The 15,228-nt window shown below is 68.1% G+C and carries 12 protein-coding genes; 1 reads left to right on the top strand and 11 read right to left on the bottom strand.

Translation table 11 applies throughout. From position 1 onward, the window contains the following. Positions 1-3: 3 nt before the first annotated feature. From ACQPYR_RS31620 to ACQPYR_RS31605, 4 genes are all read right to left on the bottom strand, one after another. Positions 4-942 carry a phytoene/squalene synthase family protein gene (locus ACQPYR_RS31620; protein WP_433622533.1) on the bottom strand — a complete coding sequence of 313 codons (939 nt, stop codon included), beginning with the start codon at positions 940-942 and terminating at the stop codon, positions 4-6. After that, a complete protein-coding gene (locus tag ACQPYR_RS31615; protein WP_433622532.1) occupies positions 939-2,657 on the bottom strand; it encodes an alpha-(1->6)-mannopyranosyltransferase A in 1,719 nt (572 codons plus the stop codon). Before ACQPYR_RS31615 ends, ACQPYR_RS31620 begins: the two co-directional genes overlap by 4 nt. Positions 2,658-2,721: 64 nt before the next feature. Then, entirely contained in the window at positions 2,722-4,305 is a 1,584-nt protein-coding gene (gene crtI / locus ACQPYR_RS31610) for a phytoene desaturase family protein (RefSeq protein ID WP_433622531.1), read from the bottom strand. Positions 4,306-4,329: 24 nt separating this feature from the next. After that, positions 4,330-5,472 (bottom strand): polyprenyl synthetase family protein, encoded by a 1,143-nt coding sequence (locus ACQPYR_RS31605; RefSeq protein ID WP_433622530.1) that lies wholly within the window; start codon positions 5,470-5,472, stop codon positions 4,330-4,332. A 175-nt stretch (positions 5,473-5,647) separates the two neighbouring features. On the opposite strand from ACQPYR_RS31605, the gene ACQPYR_RS31600 reads away from it, so the two are divergent. Then, on the top strand, positions 5,648-6,649 hold the full coding sequence (locus tag ACQPYR_RS31600) for a methylenetetrahydrofolate reductase (protein WP_433521935.1): 1,002 nt from the start codon (positions 5,648-5,650) through the stop codon (positions 6,647-6,649). 109 nt (positions 6,650-6,758) lie between these two features. Here ACQPYR_RS31600 and ACQPYR_RS31595 read toward each other — a convergent pair whose 3' ends face one another. The 7 genes from ACQPYR_RS31595 to ACQPYR_RS31565 all read right to left on the bottom strand — a co-directional run bounded on the left by ACQPYR_RS31595 (position 6,759) and on the right by ACQPYR_RS31565 (position 15,226). Continuing rightward, on the bottom strand, positions 6,759-7,958 hold the full coding sequence (locus ACQPYR_RS31595; protein WP_433622529.1) for an LLM class flavin-dependent oxidoreductase: 1,200 nt from the start codon (positions 7,956-7,958) through the stop codon (positions 6,759-6,761). Further along, positions 7,955-8,761: a DUF1684 domain-containing protein gene (locus ACQPYR_RS31590; RefSeq protein ID WP_433622528.1), complete on the bottom strand. Its 807-nt coding sequence runs from the start codon at positions 8,759-8,761 to the stop codon at positions 7,955-7,957. Before ACQPYR_RS31590 ends, ACQPYR_RS31595 begins: the two co-directional genes overlap by 4 nt. Positions 8,762-8,822: 61 nt before the next feature. Beyond that, positions 8,823-10,517, bottom strand: a complete 1,695-nt coding sequence (locus ACQPYR_RS31585) for a dipeptide ABC transporter ATP-binding protein (protein WP_433622527.1) — start codon at positions 10,515-10,517, stop codon at positions 8,823-8,825. Continuing rightward, positions 10,514-11,386, bottom strand: a complete 873-nt coding sequence (locus ACQPYR_RS31580) for an ABC transporter permease (protein ID WP_433622526.1) — start codon at positions 11,384-11,386, stop codon at positions 10,514-10,516. Before ACQPYR_RS31580 ends, ACQPYR_RS31585 begins: the two co-directional genes overlap by 4 nt. Positions 11,387-11,475: 89 nt before the next feature. Next, a complete protein-coding gene (locus tag ACQPYR_RS31575) occupies positions 11,476-12,480 on the bottom strand; it encodes an ABC transporter permease (protein ID WP_433622525.1) in 1,005 nt (334 codons plus the stop codon). A 2-nt stretch (positions 12,481-12,482) separates the two neighbouring features. Then, positions 12,483-14,102 (bottom strand): ABC transporter substrate-binding protein, encoded by a 1,620-nt coding sequence (locus ACQPYR_RS31570; protein WP_433622524.1) that lies wholly within the window; start codon positions 14,100-14,102, stop codon positions 12,483-12,485. Further along, positions 14,099-15,226, bottom strand: coding sequence for an LLM class flavin-dependent oxidoreductase (locus ACQPYR_RS31565; RefSeq protein ID WP_433622523.1), 1,128 nt, complete (start codon positions 15,224-15,226; stop codon positions 14,099-14,101). Before ACQPYR_RS31565 ends, ACQPYR_RS31570 begins: the two co-directional genes overlap by 4 nt. Between the last annotated feature and the right edge of the window lie 2 nt (positions 15,227-15,228).

The raw sequence follows: 15,228 nt of genomic DNA, 5'->3' as shown, positions 1-15,228 counted from the left end.
TTACTACCTGCGCAGCGCGGCGGTGGTGAATTCCACCGCCGCGACACGCAGTCGTCGGTGGCGGGGGACCACGGCGCGGCGCGCGAATACCGCGTAGTCGGAGTGTTCGATTTCATCGAGAATGCCGGAGTAGAGCGTGCTCGCGGTGCGGATGGCGGGGCGCACACGTGGGTCGAGTAGGTCGATGCCCGGGTTCGCGAATCGGTAGAGGTCGCGGTTGATCGCGATCAGGTGGGCCAGTGCTCGGCGCACCCGCCGGTCGGTGTGGCCGATGCGGTGGCAGTAGGCCAGCAGCTCCGCGTCCACGCCGAAGGCCGCGAGTTCGTCGGTGGGGAGGTAGATCCGGCCCCGGTCCAGATCCTCGGCGATATCGCGCAGGAAATTGGTGAGCTGGAAGGCTTCGCCGAGCGCGGCGGCGGCGGGTTCGGCCTCGGCTAGCGGGACGACCGTGCCGAGCACCGGCAGCAGTTGTAGACCGATCGCGGCCGCGGAACCGCGCATGTAGTCGCGCAGTTCGGTCATGGTGGCGTAGTCGGCGCGGAAGTGCGCGGTTCCGGGCACATCCATGCGCATGGAGTCCAGGAAGATCCAGAAGTGCTGGGGCGCAATGTCGTAGCGCTGGATGGTGTCGGCCAGTGCGGCCAGTACCTGGGCGCGGCGGTCGGTGGGCGGCGTTGCCTGCTCCAATGCGACGCGCAGTTGTTTCTCGACCAGATCGAGTTCGCCCGCGGGGCCGTGTTCGGCGTCGTGCGTCGGGTGATCGACGATGTCGTCGACCATTCGCGCGAAGGCGTAGAGCGCGTGCACCGCGGGTCTTCGTGGTGCGGACAGCAGGCGGGTGGCGAGGAAGTAGGTGCGCCCGTGTTCGGCGGCGATCGCCCGGCAGACGCGGTATGCCGCGGCCAGTTCCGAGCCGCGGGCGGGTAGCGCGACCTCGGTCATGACCGGGTGACGGCGACCGGATTGCTCTCCGGTGGGGTGGCGCGCAATCGCAAGGGGTCGACCCGCCGCAGCGACAGGGCCGCGACCACGGCGGCGAACGTCGCGGCGGCCACGTGGCCGAAGCTGTAGAGCCCGATCGAGCCGTCCGGCTGGAAGACCAGCATCAACCAGGTACACAGCCCCACCAGCATCATCAGCGTGGTGGTGGACAGCGCGAACCCGGCGGCCAGCGCCAGCGGCCAGGAGTAGTACCAGGGCAGTGCGGCGGGCGAGAGGATGACGATGGCGACGAAGGCGATCAGGATGCCGAAGACCGCCTCGCGTTCGCTGTGCCGGAACCGCCACCAGGTCCACGCCAGCACGGCGATCAGCGCCAGCGCGCAGAGTGCGCGGGTCACCGCGAGCACCGGATCCATCGGGAACGGCGTCACCCAGCGGACCATATGCGCCATGATCGTCGGCAGCGAGAGCCAGTTGATGATCTTCTTCGAGCCCGACAGCGCGGTCAGCCAGCCGATGCCGACTCCGGCGATGGCCGAGGCGGCCACGAAGACCACCGCGAACACGCTCAAACCGAGTCCGGCGATCTTGGCGAACATCAGCGCCGGATGCGGTACTTCCGCACTCGGTCGCGCGGGTTCGGCCTCGCTCTCGACCTGCTGGGTCGCACCCGGTGATTGCGCTGCGCGTTGCAGCGCCCGGCGTTCACGTTCGTGCAGCATCCAGATCCACACCAGGAACGGCAGTGCGACACCGGCGGTCGCCTTGATGGCGACGCCGATCGCGACGACCACGATTCCCGCCACATGATGGCGCTCGAGCACGAGTGCGATACCCGCGCACATGAGCCCGACCATGAGCATTTCGTTGTGCACGCCGCCGATGAGGTGGATCAGCACTAGGGGATTGAGCACTGCCAGCCACAACGCGACCGTCGGCTTACCGCCGAGATGTTTGGTCAGATACGGCACCGCCCACATCATCAGCGCCAGTCCCGGCAGCATGACCAGCCGCAGCGCAATGGTGCCCGCGACCACGTTATCGCCGGTGATCGCGGTGATCGCATTGCCGAGCAGCAGGAAGATCGGACCGTATGGCGCGGTGGTAGTGGTCCAGACCGGGCTCACATTGTCGAGCAGCACGCCGGGATTGGCGACCGGCGGGGAAACGTAGGGATCGAAGCCGTCGCGTAGCAGTGCGCCCTGGGCCAGATACGAATACGCGTCCCGGCTGAACATCGGCACCGCGAACAGCAGCGGGAAGATCCAGATGCCGACGATCGCGCGCAGCTCGTTCAACGTGACCCCGGCGTCGGGCCGGTCGCCGAATCCGATCGTGGTCCGGCCAAGACGCACCCACGCGGTGATCATCAACAGCACACCGACCCAGATGACCATGGTGGACAGCACATAGCCGTGCCCGAATCGCAGCCAGGACAGATGCATCGCCTCGAGCAGCGGATCGCGTTTGCGGACGCTGCCCGCGCCGAATCCGCCGAAGGTGATCATCAGCGCGCCGAAGAAACCCAGCAGTGCCGAATGTCCCTCGGGGCTGCGGGCGAAGTCGGCGGTGGTCCGCAGCCAGGCCCGGAACCCGTGTTCGTCGACGGCAGGCGGTGCCTGGCGTGCCGGGGCGCTCGACGGACGCGCCTCGTCTTCGGTCGCGGTGATCGAGTTGTCGGTGGGCGCGGGGGCCGTCGTCTCAGGGGGATGCATGTGGTGTCGGTCCCCCCGGAGTGGTCGGCGGTCGCAACCGCAGGCTGATAGGTCGGCCGTTAGTTTATCGGCTCGCCGGGAACACTATCCCGCTGGTGCGTGGGGATTCATCCCGAGTGGCTCGCGTGGTGCCGATAATTCGGTTTGCCGCCAGTTTTCCGGAAAGCAAGGTGGTTGGCACGCCGACACCCGGAGTAGTGCCACAACCGGCGATAACCACGTTGTCGCTGCCACCGGAAAAATTGCGCGGACGAAATGGACCGGTTTGCCGGAACAGATGCGCGGCGGAGAAGGGTGTGCCCGCCAGCATGCCCTGATCGCGCCAGGTGCCGGGTGTGTCGAGATGATCGATGGTGAAGTGCTCGGCGATTCCGTGATATCCGCGTTCCGCCAGCACATTCAGGAGTTCACGCAGGTATGAGGGGCCGAGTCGGTCCCAGTCCAGTGGTGCGGTGTCGAGGTTGGGGCACGGCGCGAGCAGTGAGAACGGCTCGTGCCTGCCGTCGGCCCGGTCGATGTAGAGCCCGGGATCGGTCAGCGCGGGCCGGGTGAGCAGCAACGACGGGTCGCTCATCAGCCGCCCGCGGCCAGGGCGGGCGGCGATCTCGTCGAAGGTTCGGTCCCAAGCGTCGCCGAAATCGATGGCGTGGTGAGCTTGGATCGGCCAGCTCTCGGCGATCGAGGCGGGGATGGTGCCGTGTGCGACGACGGCGGACGGTGCGGCGCGTAGTCGACGGCGGCGGCGCACGCCGAAGCGCTCGAGCGCGCCGAGGTCGGCGGTGAGCACCACGGCGTCGCAGTCGAAGGTGCGACCGTTCGCGGTGCGGATCCGCTTGGCCCGCCCGTCCGCGTATTCGATCCCGGTGACCTCGGTGTTCAGCTCGAGTGTGCCGCCCGCCGCGGTGAAGGCGTCGGCGAGTGCGGCGGTGATGGCGCGCATACCGCCCTCGGGGAAGTAGACGCCCAATGAGGTGTCCATATGCGGGATCGCGCCGTAGACGGCCAGTGCCTGCGCCGGGCCCATGCCCGCGTAGAGCGCCTGGAAGGTGAACAGGCGGGCCAGGCGGGTATCGCGCAGGAAGTGGGAGACGCGCGGGCCGAGCCTGCCGAATCCGCCCAGACGCACGAGCGCGGCCAGCGCGCGGCGCTTGGCCGGATAGCGGACCATATCGAGCGGCGAATCGAAGTTCGTATCCATGAACTCGGTGAATTCGGCATGGTAGATCTCCGCGAGCCAGTTGCGCAGCCGTCGGTAGCGCAGTGCCTCGTCCGCGCCGCAGACACGGGCCACTTCGATGGCCATCGCCTCGGGATCGGCGTAGACGCGAATGGTGGAGTCGTCGGCGAAGCGGGCGTGATAGCTGGGGGCGAGTTGGTGGATGCGCAGTGGCGGTGTGCAGGTTTCGGGGGTTGCGCCGACGGCGGCGAGGGCATCGGCGATCAGCTCCGGCAAGGTGAGTACCGTTGCGCCGGAGTCGATTTCGTAATCGGGGCCGCGGTACAGGCCGACTCGGCCGCCGGGATGATCGGCGCGTTCCAGCAGGGTGACGGTACGCCCGGCCCCGGTCAGATACAGGGCGGCGGCCAGGCCGGATAGGCCAGCGCCCACTACCACGACGCGATCGGTCGGTCCCGCAACGGTTTTCATGTGGATCTCCTCGCGCGGTCGCGGCTAGTGCGTGCGACTCGTCGCGGCCAGTGCCATGGCGCGCAACCGCTCCTTGGCATCGGGCGTGGCGGTGCTCGAGGCCAGCGCGGCCAGGCCCTGTTCGGTCAGTTCGGTGATGCGGCGCTCCACCTCGTCGACCGCGCCGAGTTCGGTGATCACCGCACGCAACCGTTCGACCTGGTCCGTGGTCAGATCGGTGCCGATGCTGGTGCGCAGCAGGTCGGCGGCGGCCGGGTCGGTGGCATCGGCGCGCTGCAGCGCGTCGGCGACCAGGACGGTGCGCTTGCCCTCGCGCAGGTCGTCGCCGGAGGGCTTTCCGGTGACCGCCGGGTCACCGAAGACGCCGAGCAGATCGTCGCGCAGCTGGAAGGCGATGCCGATATCGGTGCCGAAGGTCCGGTAGGCCTCGATCAGGTGCGGATCGGCGTCGGCGAGTGCCGCACCCAGGTGCAGCGGGCGCTCCACGGTGTAGGCCGCGGTCTTGTAGCGGTTGATGCGCAGCGCCGCCGCGACGGATTCGTCACCCGCCGATTCGCCGTGGATATCGAGCAGTTGCCCGCCGAGCACCTCGGTGCGCATCAGCGCCCAGACCGGTGCGAAGCGGCCGAGGGCCGCGGCGTCGAGTCCGGCGGCGTGCACCATGTCATCGGCCCAGGCCAGCGCCAGATCGCCGACCAGGATGGCGACCGAGGTGCCGAAGTGTTCGGCATCACCGGCCCAGCCGTGGTCGCGGTGGCGCTGTTCGAAGTCGACGTGCACGGTGGGGAAGCGGCGGCGGGTGCGCGAGGAGTCGATGATGTCGTCGTGCACCAGCGCGCAGGCCTGCACCAATTCCAGTGCGGCACAGGCGTTCAGGACCGCGGCGGCGTGCGGGCCGGTGGGATCGCCGCCCGCGCCGATCCAGCCGGTCCAGGCGAAGGCCGGACGGGTGCGCTTACCGCCGCGCAGCACGAACAGTTCGAGTGCGTCCGCGGCCTGTACGAAAACCGGACCGAGCGGTTCGACGATCGGGCGTCGGGTCAGGAAGAACGCTTTGAGCGCGTCCTCGACCGCCGCGACGAACCCGGGGGTGCCCGGCGTGTGATTCGCGGGCGGGGTGGGGTGAGGCGTCTGGATACCGGTTCCGGCGGACAGGGGAGCCTCCAAGGTCGTGCGGGTGCTGGTGCGCGGTGGATCGTGGGCGCTATAGGTACTTCGGTGCCGAACGGTGAGCGTCGCGCGTGTCGTTCCGGCGATTGCGAGCGTGTCGCTTGCTCGCAGAATACGCGTACGGTTGCGACGACCTGACGGCCCGGTGACGGCCCACCACTACACTGGACCGGTGACTTTCGATAACGTGCGGGGACGTTCGACCCCTGGCCGGCCGTCCCCGACGCCACCGATCGTCTCTGGAACACCCTCGGTTGTACAGAGTCTGCGGACCCATTCCGGGGGTTCGGTGCCCTTCTCGGTGGAGTTCAATCCGCCGCGTGACGCCGCGGGCGAGGCACGGCTGTGGCGCGCGGCGCGCACCTTCGAGCGCATGCATCCGGCCTTCGTCTCGATGACCTACGGCGCCGGCGGCACCACTCGTGACCGCACCGTGCGGATCACCGGTGCGCTGGCCGAGGAGACCACGCTGCTGCCGGTCGCGCACTTGACCGCGGTCGAGCACAGCGTCGCCGAACTGCGCTCACTGGTCGGCGCGTACGCCGATTCGGGCATCCGCAATATCCTCGTGCTGCGCGGCGACCCGCCCGGCGATCCACTCGGCGAATGGCGCAAACATCCCGAGGGTGTGGCCTACGCCGAGGAACTGGTGCGCATCGTTCGCGACCTCGGTGACTTCCATGTCGGCGTCGCCTCGTTCCCGCAGGGCCACCACCGGTCCCCCGATCTGGAGCACGACACCGCGTACCTGGCAGCGAAACTGCGTGCGGGCGCGGAGTATTCGATCACTCAGATGTTCTTCGACGTCGAGCATTATCTGCGGCTGCGCGATCGGATCGCGGCCTTCGACCCGATCGAGGGCGCGAAGCCGATCATTCCGGAGCTGATGCCCATCACCTCGCTGCGCACGGTGGCGCGCGCCGAGGAACTGTGCGGACGTCCCCTGCCGCCCGCGGTCATGGAGCGCCTGCGCAAGGCCGCCGGTGACGGGCCGGAGGAGAACAATGCCGCGGTCCGCGAGGTCGGCATCGAAATCGCCACCGAGATGGGCCAGCGCCTCATCGATGAGGGCGCGCCCTGCCTGCACTTCATCACGCTGAACTTCGCCAAGGCCACCGGTGAGGTCCTCACCAACCTCGGCTACGGCGTAACCGCCGCCCCGATCAGCGCCTGAGCATCGGACGGTCGTACGCCGAGCCCGCCGGGGCAGAGTCAGGCGTACGAGGCCGACGAAAGAGCTGAGCACATGGGTAACTCTCGGGTACGCCCGAACTGCTTCGTGGTCAACCGCCGATCCCCGACGGTACCGTCGGGGCACCTACGGCTGGCAACAGATCCGCGGAGGCGGGGGAGCTACCCCACGCATCGGCGAGGAGCCGGTGGGATTCCAACCGGTCCTCGTGACGATGCGTGATGCTGGTGACGAGGAGTTCGTTCGCGCCGGTGACCCGCTGCAGGGCCTGCAGGCGTTCGACAACGGTCCCCGGGCTGCCGACGAATTGGGTGGCGAGGCGGTCGTCGACCAGTCGGCGCTGCTCCGGCGTCAGCGGGGTGGCGGTATCCGGATCGAGGTAGTCCGCGGCGCCGGCGCCGCTGCGGATGCTGTGCACCCAGTGACCGTAGGTGGCGGCCAGATGTCGGGCGCGCGTGTCGTCGGGGGCGACGACCACGTCCGCGGAGATCACCACATACGGCTCGGCGAGCTCGGCCGAGGGGCGGAAGGCCGCTCGATAGGCCGCGACCGCATCCAGGGCGGTGCCGGGTGAGACGTGATAGGCGGCGGCGAAGGGCAGACCGAGTTTGCCCGCCAATTCGGCGCTTTCGCTGGCCGTACTGCCGAACAACCACAGCTCGACCTGTGCGCCCTCACCCGGAACCGCGTGCAGCGCAATGCCTTCGGCGCTCTTGTAGGTGCCGTTGAGCAGGGCGCGCACCTCGTCGACCTGGTCCGGGAAGTCCGGTGCCTGCGCGCCCTGCTGTTGCAGCGCGCCGAGCGAGGCGATGAACCTGGACCGGTCGGTGATCCGTCCGGGATCGAACGGCGGTGGAACCACCACACCGTCGCGGACCTCGGTGCGTCCGGTCACGGTGTCGACGACCGGGTGACCGCCCTTCGGATGCGCGGGCTGCGCACCGAACTGGGTGCGGCGATGGCCCGATCGGCCAAGGCCCAGGTCGAGCCGTCCCGGGTAGAGAGCGTCGATGGTGCCGAATGCCTCCACGATCGATGCCGAGGTGTGGTGGCCGACCTGAACCGCCGCCGAGCCGACGCGAATCCGGGTGGTGGCCGCCGCGACCAGGCCGATCAGCGTGATGGAGGAGGAACTCGCCACCGAAACGAAATGATGTTCGGCAAGCCAGTAGCGGCGGTAACCCCACTGCTCGGCGTGCTGGGCCAGATCGATGGTGTTGCGCAAGGCCTGCTGTGCGGTGGATCCGGCGCTGATCGGGGCCAGATCGAGGATGGAAAGCGGGATCGTCATGCGGACCGTCCTAGGCGCGGATGCTGTTCGCCCGCTTCGATGGCGACCCGCAGCCGGTTTTCCGCGGGTGCCAGCGGGCAGGTGGCGAAATCGGTGAAGGCGCAGGGCAGGTTGGCCGCCCGATTGAAATCGAGACGCACGGTTCCATCGACATCGGGTGCGTCGAGGGCCAGCGAGCGGGCCGCCGGATAGGTGGTGACGCCGCTGGTGGCGTCGGTGAACAGCACCCGCAGGTTGGTCGGCGCGCCGAAGGCGATGACGCGCTCGGTGACCTCGCCGATGCTGAATTCGATGGTGCCCGAGGCGGTGTGGTGGTGCTCGAGTCCGTCGATGACGGCGCCCGTGGTGATCGTGCGCGGCTCGTCGAACGGTTCGAAGCGACCCTCGACCACCCAGTGCTGGTCCGGGGCATAGGTCGGGATGCCCTCGAAGCTCAGCAATGTGGGTGCGGCGGGGTCGTGCACGCGCACGGCGTAGCGGCCGCTGCGGCGAATCACCTCGAGTACCCGATTCTCGTGCAGCACCTCGAGTCCCGGTGCGCCTTCGGCCGGTGTGACGATCTGTACGCCCGCGATGTCGGTGCCCTCGAACCGCAGGCGGTCGGCGGGCTGGGCGGTGATGAACACCTTGTCGTCGGTGACCCACCAGGTGCCGGGAATGTCGGGGATGCGCTCGGGTTGGTCGGTGAGCCAATGCAATCCGGTCAGGCTCAGGAAGCCGAGCGGATCGCGCAGTTGCTCTTCCCTGGCGTGATGCCAATGCGCCCACTCGGTTTCGAAAAGACTGGTGATGCTGGTCGTCATGACGCTCTGACTCCTTCGAGTGTGCGGTTGCGATGGGGATGGCGTAGTCGGGTGCCGGTCATCAGGCCGCCCCCGGCGCGGTGAGGTGCGGTGTGGGAATGGCCGACAGCAGTTCGCGCGTGTACTCGTGCTGTGGGTTGTCGAAAATCTCGGCGGTGGAGCCGGATTCGACAATGCGACCGCCGCGCATGACCGCGACGCGGTCGCTGATACGGCGGACCACGGCGAGGTCGTGCGAGATGAACAGGTAGCTCAGTCCGAGTTCGGTTTGCAGGCGGTCCAGCAGTTCCAGGATCTGGGCCTGGACGGAGGCGTCGAGTGCCGAGACCGGTTCGTCGAGCACGAGCAGGTCCGGGTGCAGGGCCAGGGCGCGGGCGATGGCGACGCGTTGGCGTTGTCCGCCGGACAGTTCCGCTGGGCGGCGCTGGGCGAAGTTCTCCGGCAGCGCCACCTGGCCGAGCAGTTCCCGTACCCGCTCCTGCCTGGCCTTGCGATCGCCGACGGCATAGGCGCGCAGCGGTTCCTCGATGATCGAACCGACCCGCCAACGCGGATCCAGTGAGCCATAGGGGTTCTGGTAGACCACCTGGAAGCGCTGCCGCAGGTCGCGCAGCCGTCCGCCTTTCACCGCGGTCAGGTCTTGCCCGTCGAACGTGATCGCGCCGCTATCGGGTTCGGTGAGCCGCAATGCGATTCGCGCGGTGGTGGACTTGCCGGAGCCGGATTCGCCGACAAGTGAGAGGGTTTCGCCGCGACCGAGTTCGAATCCGACACCCGCCACCGCGGTGACCGAACCACCGGCCGGTGCGCGGAACCGCTTGTGCACGTCCCGCACCGTGAGCAATGGTGGGCCGGCGCTCACCCGCGGCGGGCGGAACCCGTCGAACGGGGCCAGACTCGGCGAGGCGGCGAGCAATCGCTTCGTGTACGGATGACGGGGTTCGGCGAGCACCGTCGTGGTCGGCCCGGTTTCGACGATTTCCCCGCCGCTCAGCACCACGATCCGATCGGCCCGCTCGGCGGCGATCGCCAGATCGTGGGTGATCAGCAGCACCGCCGTACCGCGTGCCGCCGTCTGTGCGGCGAGTTTGTCGAGCACCCGCCGCGCCACCGTGGCGTCGAGCGCACTGGTCGGCTCATCGGCGATCACTAGTTCCGGTCCGGCGATGAGCGCCGCCGCGATCAGCACCCGCTGCCGCTGGCCGCCGGACAGTTCGTGCGGGTACTGCGCGGCCCGCAGCTCCGGCAGGTCCAGTCCGGCGTCGGCGAGCAATTCGATCGCCCGCGCGGTCGCATCGCGGCGATCGGCGAGTCCGTGCACGAGCAGCGCCTCGGCGACCTGATCACCCACGCGCCGCACCGGATTCAGCGACAGCCCAGGATCCTGCGGTACGAATCCGATCCGTGCGCCGCGAATCCGCCGCAGCGCCCGCTCGGATCCGGTATCCACCGTCTCTCCGTCGAAGGTGACGGTCCCGCCGGTGATCTCGGCATTGGGGCCGAGCAAGCCGATCACCGACTGCGCGAGAGTCGACTTGCCGGAACCGGATTCGCCGACCAGCGCGACGACCTCGCCGCGCGCGACGGCGAGGGATACGCCGCTGAGTGCGGCGACATCGCCGCTGTCGGAGGCGTAGCGCACATGCAGGCCGTCGATGCGCAACAGTGCTGCCGCCGACCCATCCGGTCCATTTGTGACGTCGCGGATATGTGGCGTGCCGTCCGTCGGATCGGCGGACGTGATGCACTCACTCATGCGCTGTGACTCCTTCCTGCGGCGCGGCCGAGGCGTTGGGCCGAGAGGACGACGACGATGATCACCAGGCCCGGCAGGGTGGTCATCCACCAAGCCGTCGCGAGGAAATTGCGTCCCTCCGATATCAGTGAGCCCCATTCGGGGGTGGGTGGTTTCGCGCCGTAGCCGAGGAAGCTCAGCGCCGAGACCGAAAGCACCGCCATACCGAATTCGACTGCGGCCAGGGCGAGTACCGGCTGATAGGAGTTCGGAAGGACATGGCGGGCCAGCACGCTGTACCAGCGGACCCCGGAAGCGTGTGCCGCCTCCACAAACGGCGCCTGTCGCACCCGGAGCACCTCCGAGCGCATGACCCGCGCGAAGTTGGCGATCAGCGAAACACCCACCGCGACGGCCACATTGCGGGTGCCGAACCCCAGCGCGGTGACCAGGGCGAGCGATAGCAGCAGCGATGGAATCGACAGCAGCACATCGACGAGCCGCATGATGACGGTGTCGACGAAGCCGCCGAGCGATCCGGACAGCAGCCCGAGTATCGATCCGGCGATCAGGGCGATGGCGACCGCGGACAGGGTGGCGGTGAGCGAGAGTCCCGCGCCGTGCACCATCCGGGTGTACAGATCGCGCCCGAGGTTGTCGGTGCCGAACCAGTGTCGGGCACTCGGGCCCTGGAATTTCTGCGCGGGCACACCGGTCAGCGGATCACCGCCGGCGAAAACCGAGGGGAACAGTGCCCAGCCGAGCGCAAGCACCGCGACGGCGCCGGACAGGATCACGACGATATTGCCGCGCAGCGACTTCCATCGTAGGGCGGGTCGGTGGAGTCCGGGAAGCGCGATCCGCCGCGACTCATCGGCGACATCAACCATGATCGGTCACCTGCTGTCGAAGGTCAGGCCACGGCGCGAAGCCAGTGACGAGAGGGCCGGGCGCGGCGCCGGTGTGGGTGACGAGTGGCTCAGGCACGGACGACCACCTCCTCCGCGATATCGCTAGCGGCGGTCTCGGAATCGGTTGTCGCACGGCCGGATCGACCGGCGATGCGCGGATCGAGCAGCGGATACAGCAGATCCACCGCCAGATTCACGGTGACGAAGACCGTCGAGGTGAGCAGCACGATGCCCTGCACCACCGGAATGTCCTGGGCCAGTACCGAGGTCTGGGTGAGCCGACCCACGCCCTGACGGGCGAAAACGGTCTCCACCACCACGGATCCGGCGAGCATATTGCCGACCAGCACGCCGGCGATGGTGAACGTCGGCACGCTGGCCGGACGCAGCACATGTTTGCGCAGCACCCAACCGCGTGAGCCCCCCTTGGCCAGTGCCACATCGACGAACGGCTGACGCCAGGTCGAGGCCAGCCCGGCGGCGAGCACCTGGGCCAGCACCGCACCGATCGGGATGGCGAGGGTGAGCGCGGGCAGTACCGTGCCCTTGAAACCGTGTCCGCCGAAGGCAGGAGCGAGCCGCCAGTGGAACGAGAAGAGTTGCAGCAGTAGCAGTCCGGTCCAGAATGTCGGCACCGAAACCCCGAGCGAGGGCAGTGAGCTGAGCGCGTCGCGCAACCACGGGCGGCGGACATACGTCGCCGCGAAGGCCACGCTCACCCCGCCGAGCACCGCGAAGAGCAGTGCCAGACCGGCCAATCCGAGTGTATTGGGCAGCGCGTTGCCCAGTGCGCTGGTGACCGGCTGACCGGTGGCGATGGAGTGGCCGAGGTCACCGGTTAACGCGTGGGTCAGTGCGGTCCAATACTGTTCCCAGAGCGGACGATCCAGTCCGTAGCGCGCCTGGAGTTCGGCGATCGCGGCCTTGTCGATCGGGGTGCCCGCACCCGCACCGTCGGCCGCGATGGAGACCGGATCGGCGGGCAGCAGGTAGAGCACCACGAACGAAATTGTGAAGGCCGCCCACAGCACCCATATCGCCTGCAGGACCCGCACAACCACATACCGAGCCATGACTACCGCCCGCTCAACCAGGTATCGAAGAACTGCAGCCGCGCGGAGGCCTCGAACTTCAGATCCTGCACGCTCCGTGCCGCACCGATGGCCTGCGACAGTTCGACCGTCGGAATCCACAGCCCCGCATCGAGTACTGCCTGTTGCGCGGTGCGGATCAGTGCGGTGCGTGCGGCGCTATCCGAGGCGCTCAGCTGCCCGTCGAGCACATCGTCCAGTGCCGGGATGCGTTCGCGGGCATTGAGATTGCGTCCGTCGACACTGAAGGAGGTGCGCAGAATGTCACCGTCGGCGCGGGTGGTGTTGTAGTAGGTGGTGTCGAAATCCTTGACGTTCTGCCGAGCCGTGCTCTCCGGCCCCGACACCAGATCGAGCTTCAGCTCGACGCCCACCTGACGCAGCTGCTGCTGCACCAGCTCCAGGATGGCCTGATTACCCGCGAACGCCTGACTGAAGAGCACCGAGAAGGACAGGCGCTCACCATTCTTCGCGCGGATTCCATCACCGCCCGGCGTCCAGCCCGCTTGGTCCAGGATGCTGCGCGCCTTGGCCGGGTCGTAGCTCAGCCGGGCCGAAAGGTCCTGGTAGCCGGGCGTACTGCTGGCCAAGGTGCTGGTAGCGGGTTTGAACTGCGGGCCGAGCACGGTGTCCACCAGCTGTTTCCGGTCGATCGCGGGCAGCAGCGCCTGGCGCACCGCCGCATCGCGCAGCGGCCCGCGCGTGACATTGGTCTGGAAGCCGAACGGCACACCGGGATTCGCGGTGCTCAGCACCCGCCCGCTCGCGGCCTCGATCTGCGGTGCGTCCTGCGGCAGTGCATCGCTGACGGCTTCGAGCTGGCCGGAGATGAGACTGCCGGTGCGAACACCGGATTCGGGCACGACCGTGAACTCGATCTTGTCCAGATAGGCCTCGCCCTGATGAGCGAAGACCGCCGAACCCCAGCGGTATCCAGCGCGTTTGGCCAGGGTCGCCGAGGCGTCCTGGCGCCAGGCCGCATAGCTGAACGGTCCGCTGCCGACATTGTCGCCGAGGCAGCGCTGATCGGCGGGTTTGGCCGTCGTGGTATCGCCCTGAATACCGAGCTGCGCGGTCGAAGAGGCCTGCAGGAATTGGGCATTGGGCTTGCTGAATTCGACCCGTGCGGTCAGCTTGTCGACCGCGGTGGTGCCGAGGTAATTGGTGAGATAACTGGAGCCGAGCGGTGTCTTGCCCGCGCCCAGTTTGATCACCGAATCGAAGGTGTTGCGCACCGAATCCGCGGTGAGCGGGGTGCCGTCGCTGAAGGTGACGCCGTCGGCGAGATGGAAGGTGAACACCTTGGCGTCGGGGGAGATTTCCCAGCTCTTGGCCAGCCACGGCTTGATCTCACCGGTCTTCGGATCCTGATCGGTCAGTGAATCCACGATCTGGCGGGTCACGTACAGCGTCTGATTGGTTCCGGACTGCGCCGGATCCGAGCAGGTCGGCGCCTGCGAAAGGCCATAGCGCAGCGTGCCGCCCGGCTGTGGCGGACCCGCTTCAGCGCCGCCGGTGGCCGAATCACTGCCGCAGGCGGCGAGACTCGCGGCCGCGGTGACGGCGGCGGCCACGGCCGCGATTCGGTGGCGGGGACGGATCACTGTGGTACTCCAGATGTTTCGGTGCGGACGAGTTCGCCGCGGGAATCGATGTCGTAGTCGGTGGGACGTGCGGTATTCGGGGCGGTGGCCAGTGGTCGGCTCGGGATGCGTCGGCGCAGTTCGGGTGCGACCTCGGCCTGGAAGAGTTCGAGGCCGGTGCGATGCTGCGATTCGGTGCGGCCGTCGCGTTCGGCGGACAGGTGGATCACCTCGTGCCCGAACGCCTCGTGCTGGCGACCCACTTTGTCGATCACCTGCTCCGGGCTGCCGACCAGTGCCGAACTGCGCGCGACGAAATCGTCGAGCGTCTCGAAGACGATCGGCAGCCCGAGCTTGCGCGCCAATGCCAGTCGTGCCTCGAAGATCGGGCGGTACACATCGAGGGCCTCCTGTGACGTGCGCGCCACATGAAATCCCGCGGTGCCCGCTCCGACCAGTGCGTCGGCCGGATCGTGCCCGTAGTGCTCCCACCGCTCCCGATAGTGGCGCACCAGTTCGGCATACGGTTCGATCGGATTGGTGACATTCGCCGAGAACAGCGGGTCACCGTGGCGTGCGGCGAGTTCCACCGAATCGCGGCTGGTCGCGCTGCCGTGCCAGATGCGGATGCGCGGCTGCCAGGGCCGCGGCAGCGCCTTGGCCCCGACCAGCTCCGGACGGAATCGGCCCGACCAGGTCACGGTGTCGCTGTCCCACAGCGCCCGGAACAGTTCGTAGCCTTCGCGATTGCGATCCCACTGGTCCTCGGTGGTGACGTGGTACAGCTTCGCCTGGGCCGCACCGTTGCCCTTGCCGATGATCAGTTCGAGGCGGCCGCCGGAGAGATTGTCCAACGTCGAATAGTCCTCGAACGCGCGCACCGGATCCAACAGACTCAACGTGGTGACGGCGGTGAACAGACTGATCCGCGAGGTGAGCGCGGCGATATGGGACAGGAGCACCGGCGGTGCGGCCGAGAGGAACGGATCCTCGTGCCGTTCGCCGACGGCGAACCCGTCGTAGCCGAGTTCCTCGGCGGTGCGGGCCTGGCCGATGACATCGAGCAGTCGCTGCCTGGTCTCGGGCAGCCGACCGGTATTCGGATCCGGCACCCGGGAGACGAGGGTGAACAGCAGGAACTTCACGC

The organism is Nocardia sp. CA-120079 (genome assembly GCF_050955745.1).
GTDB lineage: Bacteria > Actinomycetota > Actinomycetes > Mycobacteriales > Mycobacteriaceae > Nocardia.
Note: the sequence above shows the minus strand (reverse complement) of the source record. Positions and strands in the feature narration are given on the sequence as shown.